Below are 16,567 nucleotides of genomic sequence, written 5' to 3' on the forward strand. Positions count from 1 at the left end.
CTCGGATCTACAACTGGAGCTGGTGGATGAGCGCGCATAATCCGATGCCACGGTCGGCCTGGATCTTCCCGGCGCTGGCCGTGCTGTTGTTTGCGGCCGTCAGTGCGACGGGCTACGTCTTCACGCTCTCGCTGGGCGGGCTCGTCTTCGCCATCGTCCTTCTGGTCATCCTGTTCGGCACGGTGTTCGCCGCCGTTCATCATGCCGAAGTGATCGCCGAACGGGTCGGCGAGCCCTATGGCACGCTGGTGCTGACGCTCTCGGTGACCATCATCGAGGTGGCCCTGATCACCACGATCATGCTGGGCGACAAGCCGGCGCCGGAACTGGCGCGCGACACCGTGTTCGCCGTGGTCATGATCGTCTGCAACGGTCTCGTCGGGCTCTGCATCTTTATCGGCGGCCTGCGCTATCGCGAGCAGGGTTTTCAGCTCTCCGGGGCCAACGTCTATCTCAGCGTCCTGTTCGCACTCGCGACCATCACGCTGATCATGCCGAATTACACCACCACCACGCCGGGCCCGGTCTATTCGGCGGTTCAGCTCGGCTTCGTCGACGTGGTGACGCTCGCGCTCTACGCGGTGTTTCTCTACACCCAGACCGTCCTGCACAAGGACTACTTCGTTCATGAACGGGCGGAGGGCGAGGGCGGGGAGGCGCACCCGTCGGCCGGGGCGCTCGCGCTCACCGTGGGGCTGCTCCTGGTCTCGCTCCTGGCAGTCGTGCTGCTGGCCAAGAAATTCTCGCTCGTGGTCGATGCCGTGGCCGCCAGGATCGGCGCGCCGCCGGCCTTTGCCGGCCTTCTGGTCGCGCTCCTGATCCTGATGCCCGAAGGTGTCTCGGCCATTGCGGCGGCCCGCAAGAACGATCTCCAGAAGAGCATCAACCTCGCCCTCGGCTCCTCGCTGGCGACCATCGGTCTCACCATCCCGGCCGTCGGCATCGCTACCTACGCCTTCGACAAGGAGCTCGAACTCGGCCTCAGCGCCCAGGGCAGCGTCCTTTTGCTCCTGACCTTCTTTTTGAGCATGCTGACCTTCGGCACGGGCAGGACCAATGTCCTGTTCGGGCTGGTCCATATGGTGGTATTTGCCGTCTACGTGTTCATGGTTTTCGTGCCCTGAAGCGCGCTCGCGCTTCTGGTTATTGTTTGAGCATGGTCTTTCCGGAAAACCGCCCCACACTTTTCCGGATCATGCCTGAAGGAGTTCCCTATGCTTGCCGCCAAGTCCGAGGTTCAGATCGACAACGAAGAGGTCCGGGTGACCGAATGGCGGCTCGCCCCGGGCAGCGCGACCGGGCACCACACCCACGGGATGGACTATGTGATTGTTCCTGTCGTCGCCGGCGAAATGACCATCGTGGCCCCCGGCGGCGAGCGTTCCAAGGCGCAGCTTGCGGCCGGAAAATCCTACTTCCGCAAAGCCGGCGTCCAGCACGACGTACTTAACGAAACCTCAACTGAGATCGTGTTCCTTGAGATCGAGCTGAAGCCGTAAGTCCGGCGTTACCGTTTGCCATCGATCCGTCGCAGTTGATCCCTTACAATGCCCCAAAGTTCCCGCATCAGATCGCGCGGGGAGTGGCCGAGAAATGCTGAAATACCTCGCTAAAATCTCGATGGATATTTTCCCCTCGGTGCTCGCGACGATCATCGGGGCGTACATCGTTAATCACTACATCAACGCCAAGCCGGCGGCCGATACCCCTACGGCCGTGGTGGCACCCGCCGAGGCTGGCAAGAACGGCAAGCCCGCCGACGTCGCCAACCTGCCGGCGCCCGGCGTCAAGGCCAAGGGTATCTCCGAAAAGAGCGTTTCCGAGAAAACTGCGACCGACAAGACTGCGACCGACAAGGCTGCGGCCGAGAAGCCCGCCGACAAGCCTGAGACCAAGGCTGCGGACGTCGCTCCCGCCGACACCACCTCGCATGGCCGCCCCCCGGCGCGCGAGAAGGCGGCCGCGAAGTCGATCCCGGCAGCTACCGCCCCGGTGGTGGAGGCCAATTCTGCGCCGGCCGCGGCGTCCCCGGCTGCGGCCCCCGACGCCAACGATCTGGCGCGTGCCGCCATCGAGCGTCTTCGCAAGTCGCCTGAGGGCAAGGCTGCCGAAGCCAAAGCCGCCGAGACCAAGCCGGTCGAGCGGACCGCCGAGCCCGCGGTGCGCGAGGCCACCCGCGTCCCCGAGGCCCCGCGTGTCGTCACGACGGAGCCGTCCGCGGTCCGTCCGCTGCCGCCGCCGATCACGGTGTCCACGCCCTCGCCCGAGCCGTATGGCAATGGCGGTTCGTCGCCGTCCTACACGGCCTCGGTCGGCAATGACGACCCGAATCGGATCACGCCGCCGGCTGACATTCCCGTGCCGGTGATCGCGCCTCCGCTCGATCTGCGTGCCGATGCCGATGCCGGTGTGTCCGTGCCGCGGCCGAAGAAGACCAATGTCGCCGACGAGATGCTGTCCGGCGTCAAGTCGATGTTCCACGCCGTTCTGCCGAAGAGCGCCACCCCCGACTAAGACGGCCCTTGCGCCGCGCTGTCAGCCGCCGACGCGGGCGAGGCCGCTGCGGGCGGTATCGTCGCGTGGACGAAGTGCGACTGCCTTGGTGTAGGACGCTGCCGCCTTGGCCTTGTCACCCAGCCGCTCATAGGCCTGCCCGCGCGCGGTCCAGACCTGGGCATTGTGCGGATCGGCCTCGGAAGCCTCGTCGAGATCGGCCGTAGCCTCCTTGATCTTGCCGAGGGCGAGATGGCTGATGGCGCGGCCGAGTAGGGGCTCGGCCTTTTGCGGGTTGAGCCCGCTCGCGGCGGTGAAATCGGCGACGGCGAAATCGTGCTGGTTGTTGCCCTGGTAGATCAGCGCGCGACCATACAGCGCCTGCGCGTTGTAGGGATCGAGCCCGACCGCGCGATTGAATTCGTCGAGCGCTGCAGCCGTCTCGCCTGACTTGGCCAGGGCCTGGGCCTTTGCGGTGTGGGCCTGGGCCTCAGTGACGTTGCCGGGGCTGACCGCGCTCTCGGTGGCGGCCGCCGCCTTGGGGGCCTCCTGCGGCTTTTCCTTCTCCGGCATCAGCGATCCCAGATCGAAGGAGCAGCCGCTTAGTGCGATCCCCATCAAGGCCAGTGCGAACGGTTGCTGCCAGATCTGGCGCAGTCGCGCCAAGCCACGCTTGGGGAAAGGGGAGGCCATCTACGGTTCGCTCGCGCTAGAGCATGATCCGGACCCGAAGGGCCGCGTCAGCGCAAAGTGTGCCGCGGTTTTCCGAAAGGATCATGCTCAAACAACAATCTAAAGCGCGACGACCAACCTCGTCGCGCTTTAGCGCCGCATCGGTAGTGCCCCGTCCCAGAAAGGCACCGCTCACAAACAATAACGCGGGCCAGCGGCCCGCGTTATCGAAAACTGAGGTCTTACAAATTCGGCAAATCAGCGCGGTCCGCGCGGACCAGCACCCGGGCCGCCACGGCCGCCGCGCTCACCACCGGCGCCAGCGCCGAACACCGGCTTCGGCTTCATCGGCAGCAGGCCTTCACGCTGGAGCTTCTTGCGGGCCAGCTTGCGCGCGCGGCGCACGGCTTCGGCCTTTTCGCGGGCCTTCTTCTCAGAGGGCTTTTCGTAGTGACCGCGGAGCTTCATCTCGCGGAAAATACCCTCGCGCTGCATCTTCTTCTTCAGCGCCTTGAGGGCTTGATCGACATTGTTATCGCGAACGAGAACCTGCACGCGGCATCCTCTTCAGTGGATCGGATTTGAATTCTGGTAAGTCAAAGGGGATGGCAAAACGCACAAGCCCTTAGCCTTGAGCGCGCGGATGTATCAGACAAAACCCTGGATGTCCACCTGCCAAGCGGGTTTTCGGGCCAAGTTCAGCCATTAAATGGGGCGAAAATACCTCTGTGCGGCCCCGATTTGGGAGATTTGGTGCCTTTGGCGGGGCGGCGACCGGAGCTTTGTTCCGGAAACTTTGAAATGAGGGGACGACACATGGATATGAAGAAATATGCTGCCGAGGCCATCGGCACCTTTTGGCTCACATTCGCAGGTTGTGGCAGCGCGGTGATCGCCGCCGGTTTCCCGCAGGTCGGAATCGGCCTGGTCGGCGTGTCCCTGGCTTTCGGCTTAAGCGTCGTCACCATGGCCTACGCGATCGGTCACATCTCGGGCTGTCATCTCAATCCGGCCGTCACGGTCGGCCTTGCCGCCGGCGGGCGCTTTCCGGCCGGACAGATCCTGCCTTACGTGATTGCGCAGGTCTGCGGTGCGATCGTTGCCGCCGAACTGCTCTACATCATCGCCAGCGGCGCCCCAGGCTTCGACGTCACCAAGGGCTTCGCGTCGAACGGGTACGACGCGCATTCGCCCGGCCAGTACAGCATGATGGCCTGCTTCCTCACCGAGGTGGTGATGACCATGATGTTCCTGTTCATCATCATGGGTGCCACCCATGGCCGCGCGCCCGCGGGCTTCGCGCCGCTCGCGATCGGGCTTGCGCTGGTGATGATCCATCTCGTCAGCATTCCCGTCACCAACACGTCGGTGAACCCGGCGCGCAGTACGGGCCCCGCGCTGTTCGTCGGCGGCTGGGCGATGGCGCAGCTCTGGCTGTTCTGGGTCGCGCCACTGATCGGCGGCGCGCTTGGCGGGGTGATCTATCGCTGGCTCAGCGAGGAGCCCACCGGCGTCGTCGCAGGCGCGAAGGCGGCCTAGAGCGTTTTCGAGCGAAGTGGATACCGGTTCGCGTCAAGACAACGCGTCAAAACAAAATCCAATCGGCAAGGGATCGCGGCGGTTGCCGCGGTCCCGTCACTTGTCCCGGGGCGGCCGGACCTCGGTGACATGGCCCATCTTGCGGCCGGGGCGCGGTGCGCCCTTGCCATAGATGTGGATGGTCGCGCCCGGAACGCTCAGCCACTTCTCGTAATCGTTGATCTCGTCGCCGATCAGATTGGTCATGGTGACGATCTCGCCGTGGCGCACCGGCTTGCCGAGCGGCCAGCCGGCAATGGCGCGGATGTGCTGCTCGAATTGCGAGACGGAGGCGCCGTCGAGTGTCCAGTGTCCGGAATTGTGCACGCGCGGGGCGATCTCGTTGACCAACACCTTTGGTCCGGTGCCATTGGCGAGCACGAACATCTCCACCGCCAGCACGCCGACATAGTCGAGCGCGCTTGCGATCTTGCTTGCGATGCTGCGCGCCTCTTCGGCGAGCGCGTCCGGGATCGGCGCGGGCGCGCGCGATATCTTCAGGATGTGGTCGCGGTGCTCGTTCTCGGTGACGTCGAAACATTCCACCTGGCCCGCGACCGAGCGCGCGGCGATCACGGAGATCTCGCGCTCGTACGGCACGAAGGCCTCCAGGATCGCCGATTTGGTGGCGAGGCTGGTCCAGACCTTGGCGATGTCGTCGCCCGCGCGGATGATGGCCTGGCCCTTGCCGTCATAGCCGAAGCGGCGGGTCTTCAGCACGGCCGGAAGACCGATCCTTAAAATCGCCTCGCGCAACGAGGGGACGGAGGTGACGTCGGCATAGGCTGCGGTGCCGATGCCGAGCCGCGTCACGAAATCCTTCTCGGCGAGCCGGTCCTGGGTGGTCTCCAGGATCTTGCGGTTGGGCAACACCGGGCGGCGCGCGTCCAGCACCATCGCGGCGGCCGCCGGGACGTTCTCGAATTCGTAGGTGATGACGTCGACGTCGTTGGCGAACAGCTCGAGCGCCTCGACGTCGGCATATTCGGCGCAGGTCGCGTTCAGCACGACGTCGAAGGCCGGCGAGTCCGGATCGGGCGAGAACACCTGGCAGCGCAGTCCGAGCCGCGCCGCGGCCATGGCCAGCATCCGCCCCAATTGTCCGCCGCCGAGGATTCCGATCGTGTCGCCGGGCTTCAGCTTCACCTGCTTTGCGTCGGTCACGCCTTGTCCTCCGGGCGCTCGGCGACCGCCTCGGTCTGTGCCTTGCGCCAGGCGGCGAGGCGGTCGGACAAGGCTGGGTCGGACAGCGCCAGCACGGCGGCAGCAAGCAGCGCCGCGTTGATCGCGCCGGCCTTGCCGATGGCAAGGGTGCCGACCGGGATGCCCGCGGGCATCTGCACGATCGAATAGAGCGAATCGACGCCCTTGAGCGTCTTCGATTCGACGGGAACACCGAAGACCGGGAGCTCCGTCAGTGCCGCCGCCATGCCCGGCAAATGTGCAGCGCCGCCCGCGCCGGCGATGATGATCTTGTAACCCGCCGCCTTGGCGCCCTTGGCGAAAGCGACCAGCCGGTCGGGGGTGCGGTGTGCCGAAACGATGCGGGTCTCGGCGGCAACGCCGAGCGCCTCGAGCGTGTCGGCGGCATGCCGCATCGTGTCCCAGTCCGACTGGCTTCCCATGATGATGGCGATCGGCGCGGTCATGACGTTAATTGTGCTCGGGAAAACAGAAACATAGGCCAGATTAACGGTTCCGGCCGGCGGCTCGCAAGGCGGTGGCAAGGAGAAGGGAATGCACTATCCTGTCTTGGTGAATCCCCGCAAGCCTTCATTGAGCAGGATGCCCATGAAGAAACCAAAAAGGGCGAGCGCTGCGAAGGCCAAAAAGGGCCGGAAAATCAGCGCCAGCCGGTCCAAACCTGCCACCAAGCGTCCGGCCAAGCCGCCGCGGCGCGGAGCGTCGCTTGATGGCACCAAGGACAGTGCAAAGATCATCCGCGGGCTGCGGAGCAAGCTCAAGGCGGCGGAGCGGCGGGTCGCGGAACTGGAAGCTGCCGCCGACACCGATTTCCTGCTCGAGATTCCGAACCGGCGCGGCTTCGAGCGCGAGCTCACACGCGCCATCGCCTACATGAAGCGCTATCGCGCCACCGGCGCGCTGATCGTGCTCGATGTCGATCGGCTGAAGCCTATCAACGATTCCTTCGGCCACGCCGCCGGCGACGAGGTGCTCAAGGCGATCGTCGGCGCGCTGACGCGGCAGGTCCGCGCCTCCGACGTAGTCGGCCGGCTCGGCGGCGACGAGTTCGCGCTGCTGCTGTGGAATCTCAACGAGACCGATGCCAAGGCGAAGGCCGCGGCCTTCGAGCAGGCGATCGACGAATTATCCTTCGTCTTCCGCAGCCAGAATGTGACCGCGGGCGCCTCCGCCGGCGTCGCGTTGCTGGGGGCGCATTCCGACGCAGGCCGCGCCTTGGAGGAGGCGGATGCCGCAATGTATGTGCGCAAGGCGCGCCGGCGGCACGAGCCGCGGATCAGGCTGGTCAGCAACTGAGCATGATCCGGACCCGAAGGGCCGCGCTAGCGCAAAGTGTGCAGCAATTTTCCTCGCGACAAATGCGAAACGCGTTTGCGCGGAGATCATGCTCAAACAATAAATGCCCTACAACGTGGCCAGATCTTCCGGCACGTTGCCGAACTTGCGCAGCAGCGTCGCGTCGCCGAATTCGCCGGTCATGGGATCGCCGCTGCGGCAAAATGCGACCGCGCCGATGTGGCCGGCGCCGCGCGCCAGAATTTCGGCGCGCCGCAGCGCGGCCGTCGAGGACTGACATTCCTCCGCGGCGCCGGCGACCGGCGATCCGTCGTCATCGATCAGGAAGGGCATTGCAACGTAGTAGGTGACGTCCGACATGGCGTTGCTCCGATCATCAACATCAGGCGGCGCTGCTCCGCGCCTTGCTGCGAGAGGTCTCCGGAATGCAGCCGGCTGAGATCGCCGCCTGCAATTCCTCGAGCTCCGCCTCCAGATATTCGTTGGCCATGATCAGCGCCTTGATGGTGCTGCGCAGATTGCCGTCGCACATCGCGATCGCCTGATCGCAGGCCTGTTCATAATGGCTGTTGTCCAAAAGGGCGGTTGCCGACATCTGCGTTGTCCTTGCTAGGTTCCTTGGGCGTTTCTCTGGGGCGTTTCCTGGGGGCGTTTGGTGCCTGAATGTTCCTATTTTGTTCTTTTGGAGTCAAGAGGATTCACCCGGCTCGCCCCGCCGCGAAAAGCCCGCTGGGGATCAGGCGATGATGTCGGGCGTGATCTGGTCTTCGATGAAGGCGATGCGGTCGCGCAACAACAGCTTGCGCTTCTTTAGCCGCTGTAACCGCAATAGGTCGGGGGCAGGCGATTGATGCAGTGCATCGATCGCCGCGTCGAGATCTCGGTGTTCCTGCTGCAACCGGGCGAGCTCGGCTTCGAGTTCGCTCTCGTCTTCATGGGTCATGTCTGCGGTGGCCGAAAAACCGATAGTCGTGAGATTAAGGCTGTGGATGCCCTGTGGAAATTATCGTCCTTGCGCGCCGTGACCGCAAGCGATCTCGGGCCGTCGCTCACCGATCTCTCGCAAGATATTTCGACGGTTCGCTGCGGCGCTGCGCAAGCGCATTGATATCATGGATTTTTCCCAGCGCGGTTCCTTACTCACGCTTCGTTACATATGAATTTTCAAAAATGACAAGGCGACGACGGATATCCATCGACAGAACGAATCGGTGATGTACACTTCGTCGTCCGGATCGAATCCAAGGTCACCCCTACCGAGGAGGTTTCGAATGACAATTCAGGCACATCTGGTTGAATTGGAACGGAAGCATAAAACTCTCGAAAACGAATTGCACGAAGCTCTCGTGCACCTTTCAACAGACGACCTGCAAATTGTTGAGTTGAAGCGCCGGAAGTTGATGGTCAAGGACCAGATCGAGCGTCTGAAGCATACTGGCGACACGCTTCACTAGTAAACCCCGTATTCAGCGTCGAGTTTGATCGTACCCCTTCAGGCAGGGGTGAGTGCTGTTGCGCTCATCCCTGTTGGAAGATGCGAAGCCGCGCAAGGACATTTGCGCGGCGTCCAGAGCTATTTCCGTTCCGACGGAATCGGAACGGAAATAGCTCCGGCTTCTTGTTTGGACGCGTTTTCTTCTTTGCGCGAAGTGGTATCCGCTTCGCTTGAAGACGCTTCAGATATTTGCGAGCTCGGCGACGTGATCGGCGATCGCGAGCGAGGACGTCAGTCCCGGCGATTCGATGCCGAACAGGTTGATCAGGCCTGCCACGCCGTGATCGCGCGGACCCTGCATCAGGAAATCCTGCGTGGCGACCGCCGGCGGCACGATCTTCGGGCGGATGCCCGAATAGCTCGGCATCAACGCGCCGTCAGGCAGCGTCGGCCAGTATCTCCGGATCGCCGGATAGAAGCGCTCGGCGCGTGACGGATCGACCTCGTAGTTGATCGTCTCGATCCACTCGACGTCAGGGCCGAAACGCGCCTGCCCCGCCATGTCCAGCGTCAGATGCACGCCGAGGCCGCCGGGCTCGGGCACCGGATAGATCAGGTGCGAGAACGGCGCCTTGGCGTTGCAGCTGAAGTAATTTCCCTTGGCCAGATAGGCCAGCGGAATCCGGTCCAGCGGCATGCCGTCGATATTGCGCGCCACCGTTGTCGCCGCGAGGCCCGCAGCGTTGACGAGGAGGCTGCATTGCAGCGCCATCGGTGCCTCGCCGCCGGCCTCGACCTCGATCATGCCGGCGGCCGCCTTGGCACGGATCAGCGGGGTGTGAAACGCGAAGGCCGCGCCGGCTTCCTCGGCCTCGCCGCGCAGCGAGAGCATGTAGGCGTGGCTGTCGATGATGCCGGTCGAGGGCGAGAGCAGCGCGGCGTCGCAGGCGAGCGCCGGCTCCAGCGCGCGTGCGGCCTCGCCCGTGAGCAACTGCATGTCGAGCACGCCATTGGCCTCGGCGTGCGCCTTGATCGATTGCAGCTTCTCGGTTTCCTTCGCATTGGTCGCGACGATCAGCTTGCCGCAATTTTTATGCGGGATGCCGCGCTCGCCGCAGTAGCGGTAGAGCGCGTGCTTGCCGCTGACGCACATGCGCGCCATCCAGCTTCCGGCGCGGTAGTAGATGCCGGCATGGATCACCTCGCTGTTGCGCGAGGAGGTGATGGTGCCGATGGCCTCGGCTTCCTCGAGCACGATGACCTCGCGCCCGGCCTGGGCCAGCTTTCGAGCTACCGCGAGCCCGACCACGCCGGCTCCGATGACGATGCAGTCGACCCTATCCATGGTTGTGCAGGAGGTCCGCTGGAAGCGCCGGTGGCATCAAGCCCGGGAACGAGGGCGCGGGGTCATTTTCCGTTAAGGAAGCATTTATCATGTCAGGGCAATTGCCGTATTTAACGTGACATTTTTCTGTTGCGCGTACAGGCGTTTACCCGATCCAAACCCGTGAGGCCAGACAATCCGACGTTGAAATCGCGGGTGGCTGATGGCTGAGAAGAACTGGCACGCGGACAGCACGATTCTGATTGCTGTGCAGGCCGTCGTGTGCCTGGCCGGCACGGTCGCGCCTGCGCGTGCCTTTGCGCTGTCGGACAGCTTCGCCCCGCCGAGCTCGCTCGACAACCTCGATCCCAACCTGATCTGGGAAGGCCTGATCGGGGGCATCGTCGTCTGTGCGTTCCTGGTGGCAATCGCGTTGTGGATCCACTCCGCGCTGCGCCGGACCAGGCGGTTGCAGCTGCGGCGCAACGCCTTCGTCTCCTCCGCCATGAACAATCTCAACCAGGGCGTGGTGATGACCGATGCGCAGCGGCGCGTCATCTTCTGCAATGACCGCTATCTCGAGATCTATGGCCTGTCACGGTCGGATCTGTGGGCCGACATGAACGGCCACGACATCCTCGAGCTGCGGCGCAAGCGCGGGGTCCTTGGTGGCGTCTCCGATAAGGAATTCTACGAGAAGGCGGCAAGCGGCAACGGTCTGATCACCGAACTGCCTGACGGCCGGGCCATCCTGGTAAAATACTTTGTGCTGCCGAACGGCGGCTCGGTGGCGACGCATCTCGACGTCAGCGAGGAGCGCAGGCTGTCGCGGCAGCTCGCCTCGACCAAGCAGTTCCTGGAAACGGTGCTCGACAACGTGCCGGCCTGCGTTGCCGCGAAGAACATCGAGGACGGCTGCTACATCTTCGCCAACACCGCCTATGAGCGGTTCTGGGGGTTTACGCGGGACCAGGTCGTCGGCAAGAACGCGCGCGAGCTGTTTGCCCCCGTCTCAGCGGCCAGCATCGAGGCGACCGACCGGGCGGCGCTCAATTCGCCGGACGGCCAGTTCCGTAATGAGTTCGAGGTCGACCGCGGCGGTGAACGGCGCATGGTTGCCTCGATCCGGATCGTGGTCCGCAACGAGAACAACAAGCCCGAATTCCTGATGCTCGTGTTCGAGGACATCACCGACCGCCGCTCACTGTCGCAGGAGCTGGAGAGCACCAAGAAATTCCTCGAGCTCGTCGTCGACAACATCCCGGTGGCGCTGATCGTCGAGCAGGTCAAGGACGGCCGCTACCTGCTCGCCAACCGCAGCGCCGAGACGATCCTCAACCGCAGGCGCGAGGAAGCCACGGGCCTGACCGCGTCCGACATCTTCAATCCCAAGGAAGCCAAGCTGATCATCGCGCGCGACGAGGCTGCGATCAAGAAGCGCGGGATGATCACCGAGGAGCACCCGATCTCCACCAAGGACGGCCTGCGGCTGTTCCTGACCCGGCGCGCCACCGTGCTCAGCGATGCCGGCGAGCCGCAATACCTGATCAAGACCCACGAAGACGTCACCGACCGCCGGCAGACCGAGTCGCGCATGGCGCACATGGCCTATCACGACGGCCTCACCGATCTGCCGAACCGTGCCGCCTTCCTGCAGGCGCTGACTCAGATGATCGAGGCCTGCGAAGGCACCGGCGAGGAGTTCGCCGTCCTCTGCGTTGATCTCGACGGCCTCAAGGAGGTCAACGACGTCTTCGGCCATGCGCTCGGCGACAAGCTCCTGATCGAGGTGGCCCAGCGGCTCCAGGACTCCGCGCGCGGCGGCGTGGTGGCGCGCCTGTCCGGCGACGAGTTCGGCCTGATCATCGACGGCAAGCAGCCGGAGGCGGGTCTTGCGCTGGCGCAGCAGCTCGGCGAAGCCGTCGCGCGGGAATTCCAGATCGACGGCCGGCCAGTCCGTGCCGGCGCCACCACCGGCATGTCGATTTTCCCGCACAATGGCGCCGACGGCGCCTCGTTGCTCGCCAATGCCGGTGCGGCGCTGTTCCGCGCCAAGCAGAAATCGCGCGGCACGATCAGCCTCTACCAGCCGGAGATGGACCAGCAGATCCGCGATCGCCGCGTGCTGCATCAGGACCTGTCGATGGCGATCAAGAACGGCGAGCTCTCGCTCGCCTTCCAGCCGCAGGGGGCCGCCGGCCATAGCGTCGCCGAGAGCGAGATCATCGGCTTCGAGGCGCTGGCGCGCTGGCAGCATCCGGTGCGTGGCCAGGTCTCGCCGGCCGAATTCATCCCGATCGCCGAGGAGAGCGGCCTGATCGTCGAGATGGGCGAGTGGATCCTGCGCGAGGCCTGCCGCGAGGCGGCGTCCTGGCCGAAGCCGCTCCAGGTCGCGGTCAATCTGTCGCCGGCGCAGTTCATGCACGGCGACGTGGTCGGGCTGGTCCATTCGATCCTGATCGAAACCGGCCTGGCGCCCGGCCGGCTCGAGCTCGAGATCACCGAGGGCGTGCTGATCGAGGATTTCGACCGGGGCCTGGCGCTGCTGCGCCGGCTGAAGGCGCTCGGCGTGCGCATCTCCATGGACGATTTCGGCAGCGGCTATTCCTCGCTGAGCTATCTCCAGGCGTTTCCGTTTGACAAGATCAAGATCGACCGCGCCTTCATCATCAATCTCGGCCGCAACCCGCAATCGGCGGCGATCGTGCGCGCCGTCATCGATCTCGGCCACGGCCTCGAAATGTCCATCATCGCCGAGGGCGTCGAGACGCTCGACCAGCTCGCTTTCCTCGCCAAGGAGGGCTGCGACGGCGTGCAGGGCTATCTGCTCGGCAAGCCACTGCCGATCGGGAAGTATGCCGGCCTCGTCGGCCGCGCCGAAGCCATGGAGCTTGCGCTCAAGACCGGCTAGTGATGGGAGCGCTTCGTTTCGCTCGCTCTCGATGGCTTCATGGCGGATTACGACCTTGCGATCATCGGCGGCGGCCTGAACGGTGTCAGCCTCGCGCGCGATGCGGCCGGCCGCGGCCTGCGGGTCATTCTGTTCGAACAGGGCGATCTTGGCGGTGCCGCCTCGTCGGCGACGCCGCGGCTGATTCATGGCGATCTGTCGGTGCTGGAGCGCCGCGGGTTCTGGCGGGTGCGCCGGGCGCTCGCCGAGCGCCGGATTTGGCTCCGGATCGCGCCACATCTGGTCCGGCCGATGCGCTTCGTGATTCCCGCCCATTCCGAGGAGCGTCCGCCATGGCTGCTGCGGGCCGGCCTGTATGTTTATGACGGCCTCACGAACCGGGGTGGCCTGCCGCCATCAGCGACACTCGACATTACGCATCATCCGGTCGGCAACGCGCTGAAGCGTCCGTTCGGCACGGCGTTCGAATATTCGGACTGTGTCGTTGACGATTCCCGCCTGGTGGTGCTCACGGCGCTGGATGCCGCCGAACGCGGCGCCGCGATCCATACCGGGGCACGCTGCGTGCGCGCTGACAGAACCGACACATGGCGCCTCGCGGTGGTCGATCGCGGCCACCGCCGCACGATCACGGCGCGGGCGCTGGCCAACGCCACCGGTGGCTGGACGTCGATGGTGGCGGACACCGTGCTGCGGGAGCCGCAGCCCGCCATGGCCGCGATGCAGATGAGCCAGATCATCGTGCCGCGGCTGTTCGATTCCGAGAACGTCTACGTCTTCCAGAACAATGATGGACGGCTGATCTTCGCCCGGCCCCTCGAGCGCGATTTCACGCTGATCGGCACGGTCACGCACGCTTTCACCGGCGATCCTGCGATCGTCGCGATGCCGGGCGCCGACGTCAGCTATCTCTGCGAGGCGGCCAGCCGCTATTTCCGCGAGCGCGTCGCCCCGACCGACGTGGTCCGGACGGTCTCGGGCGTCAACCTGACGCTGGCGTCCGCGCGAGGACGCGACGGCACGGCGCTGTTCCATGCGCGCCGGCGCAAGGCGCCGCTGATCACGATGTTTGGCGGCGATGTCACTACTTCGCGCCTGCGTGCGGAGCGGGCGGTGACGCGGCTGACGCCGTTCTATCCGATGTCGCCGCCCTGGACCGCCGGGGCGGTACTCCCCGGCGGCGATTTCGCCTGGGACCGTTTCGACACCGAAGTCGACCTCGCACGCGATCGCTGGCGCTTTCTCTCGGAGCCGGAGGCCCAACGCCTAGTCGCGGCCTACGGCTCGCGACTGCCGGTCGTGCTGGGGGATGTGAAGAGCCGCGATGAGCTTGGCCCAACCTTTGGCCCTGAGCTGACCGGCGCCGAGGTGCGTTATCTGATGAGCCACGAATGGGCGCGTTTTCCAGAGGACGTCTTGTGGCGTCGCTCCAAGCTCGGTCTGACCATGCCCAAAGCGGACCGCGACGGGCTTGCCGCGTTCATGGCGGATGTGAACGATCGCCCCGAACCGGTTGAGCAAAGGCCGATCGGCCGCTAGCGTGCGGCGGAATCGGGGTTGGCAGGGACCATGGCGGAAGAGTTGCCCGGAACGGACGTCGCGGCGGATACGGCCGCTGGAGCTGCATTTCCCGTAGCGGGTCAGCCGTTGCTGCGCATCGAGGGCGTCGCCAAGACGTTCGGGACGTTCCGGGCCGTGGACGGTGTCTCGCTCGACATCAAGGCCGGCGAGTTTTTCGCGCTGCTCGGGCCTAGCGGTTGCGGCAAGACCACGCTGTTGCGCATGCTCGCCGGCTTCGAGGCGCCGGATGAGGGGCGTATATTGCTTGGCGGCAAGGACATCGCGCAGGCGCTGCCGCATGAGCGTCCGATCAACATGATGTTCCAGAACTACGCGTTGTTTCCGCACCTCTCGGTGCGCGACAACATCGCCTTCGGCCTGAAGCGCGCCGGCTTGGCGCGCGCCGACATCGCCACGCGCGTTGCGGAGATGCTCGCATTGGTGAAGCTCGAGGGCCTGGAGAAGCGCAAGCCCGACCAGCTCTCCGGCGGCCAGCGCCAGCGCGTGGCGCTGGCCCGCGCTTTGGCACGCCGGCCGCAATTGTTGCTGCTCGACGAGCCGCTCGCCGCGCTGGACAAGAAGCTGCGCGAGAGCACGCAAGGCGAGTTGATGGAGCTCCAGCGCCGGCTCGGCATGACCTTCATCATCGTCACCCACGATCAGGAAGAGGCGATGACGATGGCGAGCCGGATCGGGGTGATGAAGGTCGGCAAGCTCGCCCAGGTCGCGAGCCCCCGCGAGCTCTACGAGGCGCCGCGTTCGCGCTGGATCGCGGAGTTCGTCGGCGACATCAATCTGTTCGACGCCGAGTCCAGATTGCGCGACGGCCATCGTCTGGTCATCGGCACGCGTGATGCGGGGACGCTGGTGGTGGCCGAGCCGCGGGAGCCGGTCGGCGCGGGAAAATTGTCGGTCGCGATCCGTCCCGAGAAGGTCAAGCTGTCGCGCCGCGGCCCGGTGAGCGAAGCCGGCCATGAAACGGCGATCAACCGGCTGGACGGCGTGATCGCCGACATCTGCTATCTCGGCGGCACCACCACCTACAAGGTGAAGCTCGACACCGGCGGGATGGTGCAGGCGTCCGTCGCCAACAGCGCGCGCCTCGACGTCGACGCCTACAGCCTGAACCAGCACGTGGTCGCCTGGTTCACGCCCGACGACTGCGTGGTGCTGCCGTCATGAGCGGACGCCGGATCTTCGCGCGACCGGCGCGCTTCGCCGCGATCGCCCCCTATGTCTGGATGGTGCTGCTCTTCCTGGTGCCGTTCGCCTTCGTGCTGAAGATCAGCCTGTCGCAGACCGCGATCGCGCAGCCGCCCTACGAGCCGGTGTTTGACCTGGCGGCGGGATGGGAATCGCTCAAGGCGGCCTTTGCCGCGCTGTCGCTCGACAATTTCAGGCTGCTCGGTTCCGACGACATCTATGTGTACGCCTATGTGCGCAGCCTGACCGTCGCGGTCACGGCGACGGCGCTGCTGCTCCTGATCGGCTATCCCATCGCCTATGGCATGGCGCGGTTGCCGAAGCGCTGGCAGGCGGTGGCGATGGTGCTGGTGATCGTGCCGTTCTGGACCTCGTTCCTGATCCGCATCTATGCCTGGATCAACATCCTCCAGCACGACGGCCTGCTCAACCAGATCCTGCTCGCGCTGCATCTGGTCAGCCAGCCGGTGGTGTGGCTCTCCACCGATACCGCGATGTATATCGGCATCGTCTACTCTTATCTTCCATTCATGATCCTGCCGCTCTATGCCACGCTCGCCAAGATGGAGCCGGCGCTGGAGGAGGCGGCCTCCGATCTCGGCGCGCCGCTCTGGCAGGTGTTCTGGCTCGTCACCTTCCCGCTGTCGCTGCCCGGCGTCGGCGCCGGCGTGCTCTTGTGCTTCATCCCCATCGTCGGCGAGTTCGTGATTCCGGACCTCCTGGCCGGCTCCAATTCGCTGATGATCGGCCAGACCCTGTGGCTCGAATTCTTCACCAACAAGGACTGGCCGGTCGCTTCCGCAGCGGCCATCGTGCTGCTGGTGGTGCTGCTGGTGCCGCTGTTGCTGTACGAACGGCTGCAGAAGCGACAACTGGAACAGGGGCGGTGAGC

The 16,567-nt window shown here is 64.9% G+C and carries 18 protein-coding genes; 10 read left to right on the forward strand and 8 right to left on the reverse strand.

The genetic code is table 11. The annotated features are described in order from the left end of the window. Nucleotides 1-26: 26 nt before the first annotated feature. The 3 genes from WN73_RS08915 to WN73_RS08925 all read left to right on the forward strand — a co-directional run bounded on the left by WN73_RS08915 (nt 27) and on the right by WN73_RS08925 (nt 2,514). The gene (locus WN73_RS08915) at nt 27-1,124 is read left to right on the forward strand and encodes a calcium:proton antiporter (RefSeq protein ID WP_011089858.1); all 1,098 of its coding nucleotides are present in this window, start codon (nt 27-29) and stop codon (nt 1,122-1,124) included. Nucleotides 1,125-1,214: 90 nt separating this feature from the next. After that, entirely contained in the window at nt 1,215-1,499 is a 285-nt protein-coding gene (locus WN73_RS08920; RefSeq protein ID WP_271552407.1) for a cupin domain-containing protein, read from the forward strand. Nucleotides 1,500-1,593: 94 nt separating this feature from the next. After that, nucleotides 1,594-2,514 carry a hypothetical protein gene (locus WN73_RS08925; protein ID WP_271552408.1) on the forward strand — a complete coding sequence of 307 codons (921 nt, stop codon included), beginning with the start codon at nt 1,594-1,596 and terminating at the stop codon, nt 2,512-2,514. Nucleotides 2,515-2,535: 21 nt separating this feature from the next. Here the strand turns inward: WN73_RS08925 and WN73_RS08930 are convergent, their stop codons facing one another. Then, on the reverse strand, nt 2,536-3,186 hold the full coding sequence (locus tag WN73_RS08930) for a tetratricopeptide repeat protein (RefSeq protein WP_271552409.1): 651 nt from the start codon (nt 3,184-3,186) through the stop codon (nt 2,536-2,538). 237 nt (nt 3,187-3,423) lie between these two features. Then, entirely contained in the window at nt 3,424-3,720 is a 297-nt protein-coding gene (gene rpsU / locus WN73_RS08935) for a 30S ribosomal protein S21 (RefSeq protein ID WP_011089854.1), read from the reverse strand. A 261-nt stretch (nt 3,721-3,981) separates the two neighbouring features. Here rpsU and aqpZ point away from each other — a divergent pair, with 261 nt between their 5' ends. Further along, nucleotides 3,982-4,704: an aquaporin Z gene (aqpZ, locus tag WN73_RS08940; protein WP_011089853.1), complete on the forward strand. Its 723-nt coding sequence runs from the start codon at nt 3,982-3,984 to the stop codon at nt 4,702-4,704. A 96-nt stretch (nt 4,705-4,800) separates the two neighbouring features. Here the strand turns inward: aqpZ and WN73_RS08945 are convergent, their stop codons facing one another. After that, nucleotides 4,801-5,907, reverse strand: coding sequence for a 5-(carboxyamino)imidazole ribonucleotide synthase (locus tag WN73_RS08945; protein WP_011089852.1), 1,107 nt, complete (start codon nt 5,905-5,907; stop codon nt 4,801-4,803). Next, a complete protein-coding gene (gene purE / locus WN73_RS08950) occupies nt 5,904-6,392 on the reverse strand; it encodes a 5-(carboxyamino)imidazole ribonucleotide mutase (RefSeq protein ID WP_011089851.1) in 489 nt (162 codons plus the stop codon). The genes WN73_RS08945 and purE overlap by 4 nt, the downstream gene beginning before the upstream one ends. A gap of 142 nt (nt 6,393-6,534) precedes the next feature. Here purE and WN73_RS08955 point away from each other — a divergent pair, with 142 nt between their 5' ends. Next, the gene (locus tag WN73_RS08955) at nt 6,535-7,242 is read left to right on the forward strand and encodes a GGDEF domain-containing protein (RefSeq protein WP_271552411.1); all 708 of its coding nucleotides are present in this window, start codon (nt 6,535-6,537) and stop codon (nt 7,240-7,242) included. Nucleotides 7,243-7,350: 108 nt separating this feature from the next. Here the strand turns inward: WN73_RS08955 and WN73_RS08960 are convergent, their stop codons facing one another. The 3 genes from WN73_RS08960 to WN73_RS08970 all read right to left on the reverse strand — a co-directional run bounded on the left by WN73_RS08960 (nt 7,351) and on the right by WN73_RS08970 (nt 8,185). Next, nucleotides 7,351-7,602, reverse strand: a complete 252-nt coding sequence (locus WN73_RS08960) for a hypothetical protein (RefSeq protein WP_011089849.1) — start codon at nt 7,600-7,602, stop codon at nt 7,351-7,353. Between the two features lie 22 nt (nt 7,603-7,624). Further along, on the reverse strand, nt 7,625-7,837 hold the full coding sequence (locus tag WN73_RS08965) for a hypothetical protein (protein WP_027545542.1): 213 nt from the start codon (nt 7,835-7,837) through the stop codon (nt 7,625-7,627). Nucleotides 7,838-7,978: 141 nt separating this feature from the next. Next, nucleotides 7,979-8,185: a YdcH family protein gene (locus WN73_RS08970; protein WP_011089847.1), complete on the reverse strand. Its 207-nt coding sequence runs from the start codon at nt 8,183-8,185 to the stop codon at nt 7,979-7,981. A gap of 328 nt (nt 8,186-8,513) precedes the next feature. Between WN73_RS08970 and WN73_RS08975 the strand changes: the two genes are divergently transcribed. Then, nucleotides 8,514-8,696 carry a YdcH family protein gene (locus WN73_RS08975; protein WP_008131172.1) on the forward strand — a complete coding sequence of 61 codons (183 nt, stop codon included), beginning with the start codon at nt 8,514-8,516 and terminating at the stop codon, nt 8,694-8,696. Nucleotides 8,697-8,918: 222 nt separating this feature from the next. Here the strand turns inward: WN73_RS08975 and WN73_RS08980 are convergent, their stop codons facing one another. Then, nucleotides 8,919-10,022: an NAD(P)/FAD-dependent oxidoreductase gene (locus WN73_RS08980; protein ID WP_271552416.1), complete on the reverse strand. Its 1,104-nt coding sequence runs from the start codon at nt 10,020-10,022 to the stop codon at nt 8,919-8,921. Nucleotides 10,023-10,224: 202 nt separating this feature from the next. Here WN73_RS08980 and WN73_RS08985 point away from each other — a divergent pair, with 202 nt between their 5' ends. The 4 genes from WN73_RS08985 to WN73_RS09000 are packed head-to-tail and all read left to right on the forward strand — an operon-like array spanning nt 10,225 to nt 16,565. Further along, nucleotides 10,225-12,912, forward strand: coding sequence for a sensor domain-containing protein (locus WN73_RS08985; protein ID WP_271552418.1), 2,688 nt, complete (start codon nt 10,225-10,227; stop codon nt 12,910-12,912). 39 nt (nt 12,913-12,951) lie between these two features. Continuing rightward, nucleotides 12,952-14,451 (forward strand): glycerol-3-phosphate dehydrogenase, encoded by a 1,500-nt coding sequence (locus tag WN73_RS08990; RefSeq protein ID WP_271552420.1) that lies wholly within the window; start codon nt 12,952-12,954, stop codon nt 14,449-14,451. A gap of 30 nt (nt 14,452-14,481) precedes the next feature. After that, on the forward strand, nt 14,482-15,654 hold the full coding sequence (locus tag WN73_RS08995) for an ABC transporter ATP-binding protein (RefSeq protein ID WP_060910269.1): 1,173 nt from the start codon (nt 14,482-14,484) through the stop codon (nt 15,652-15,654). Beyond that, nucleotides 15,651-16,565 (forward strand): ABC transporter permease, encoded by a 915-nt coding sequence (locus WN73_RS09000; protein ID WP_271552422.1) that lies wholly within the window; start codon nt 15,651-15,653, stop codon nt 16,563-16,565. The genes WN73_RS08995 and WN73_RS09000 overlap by 4 nt, the downstream gene beginning before the upstream one ends. Nucleotides 16,566-16,567 lie beyond the last annotated feature (2 nt).

Origin of the sequence: Bradyrhizobium sp. CCBAU 45394 (genome assembly GCF_028128655.1) — a bacterium.
In the GTDB taxonomy this organism is placed as follows: Bacteria; Pseudomonadota; Alphaproteobacteria; order Rhizobiales; family Xanthobacteraceae; genus Bradyrhizobium; species Bradyrhizobium diazoefficiens.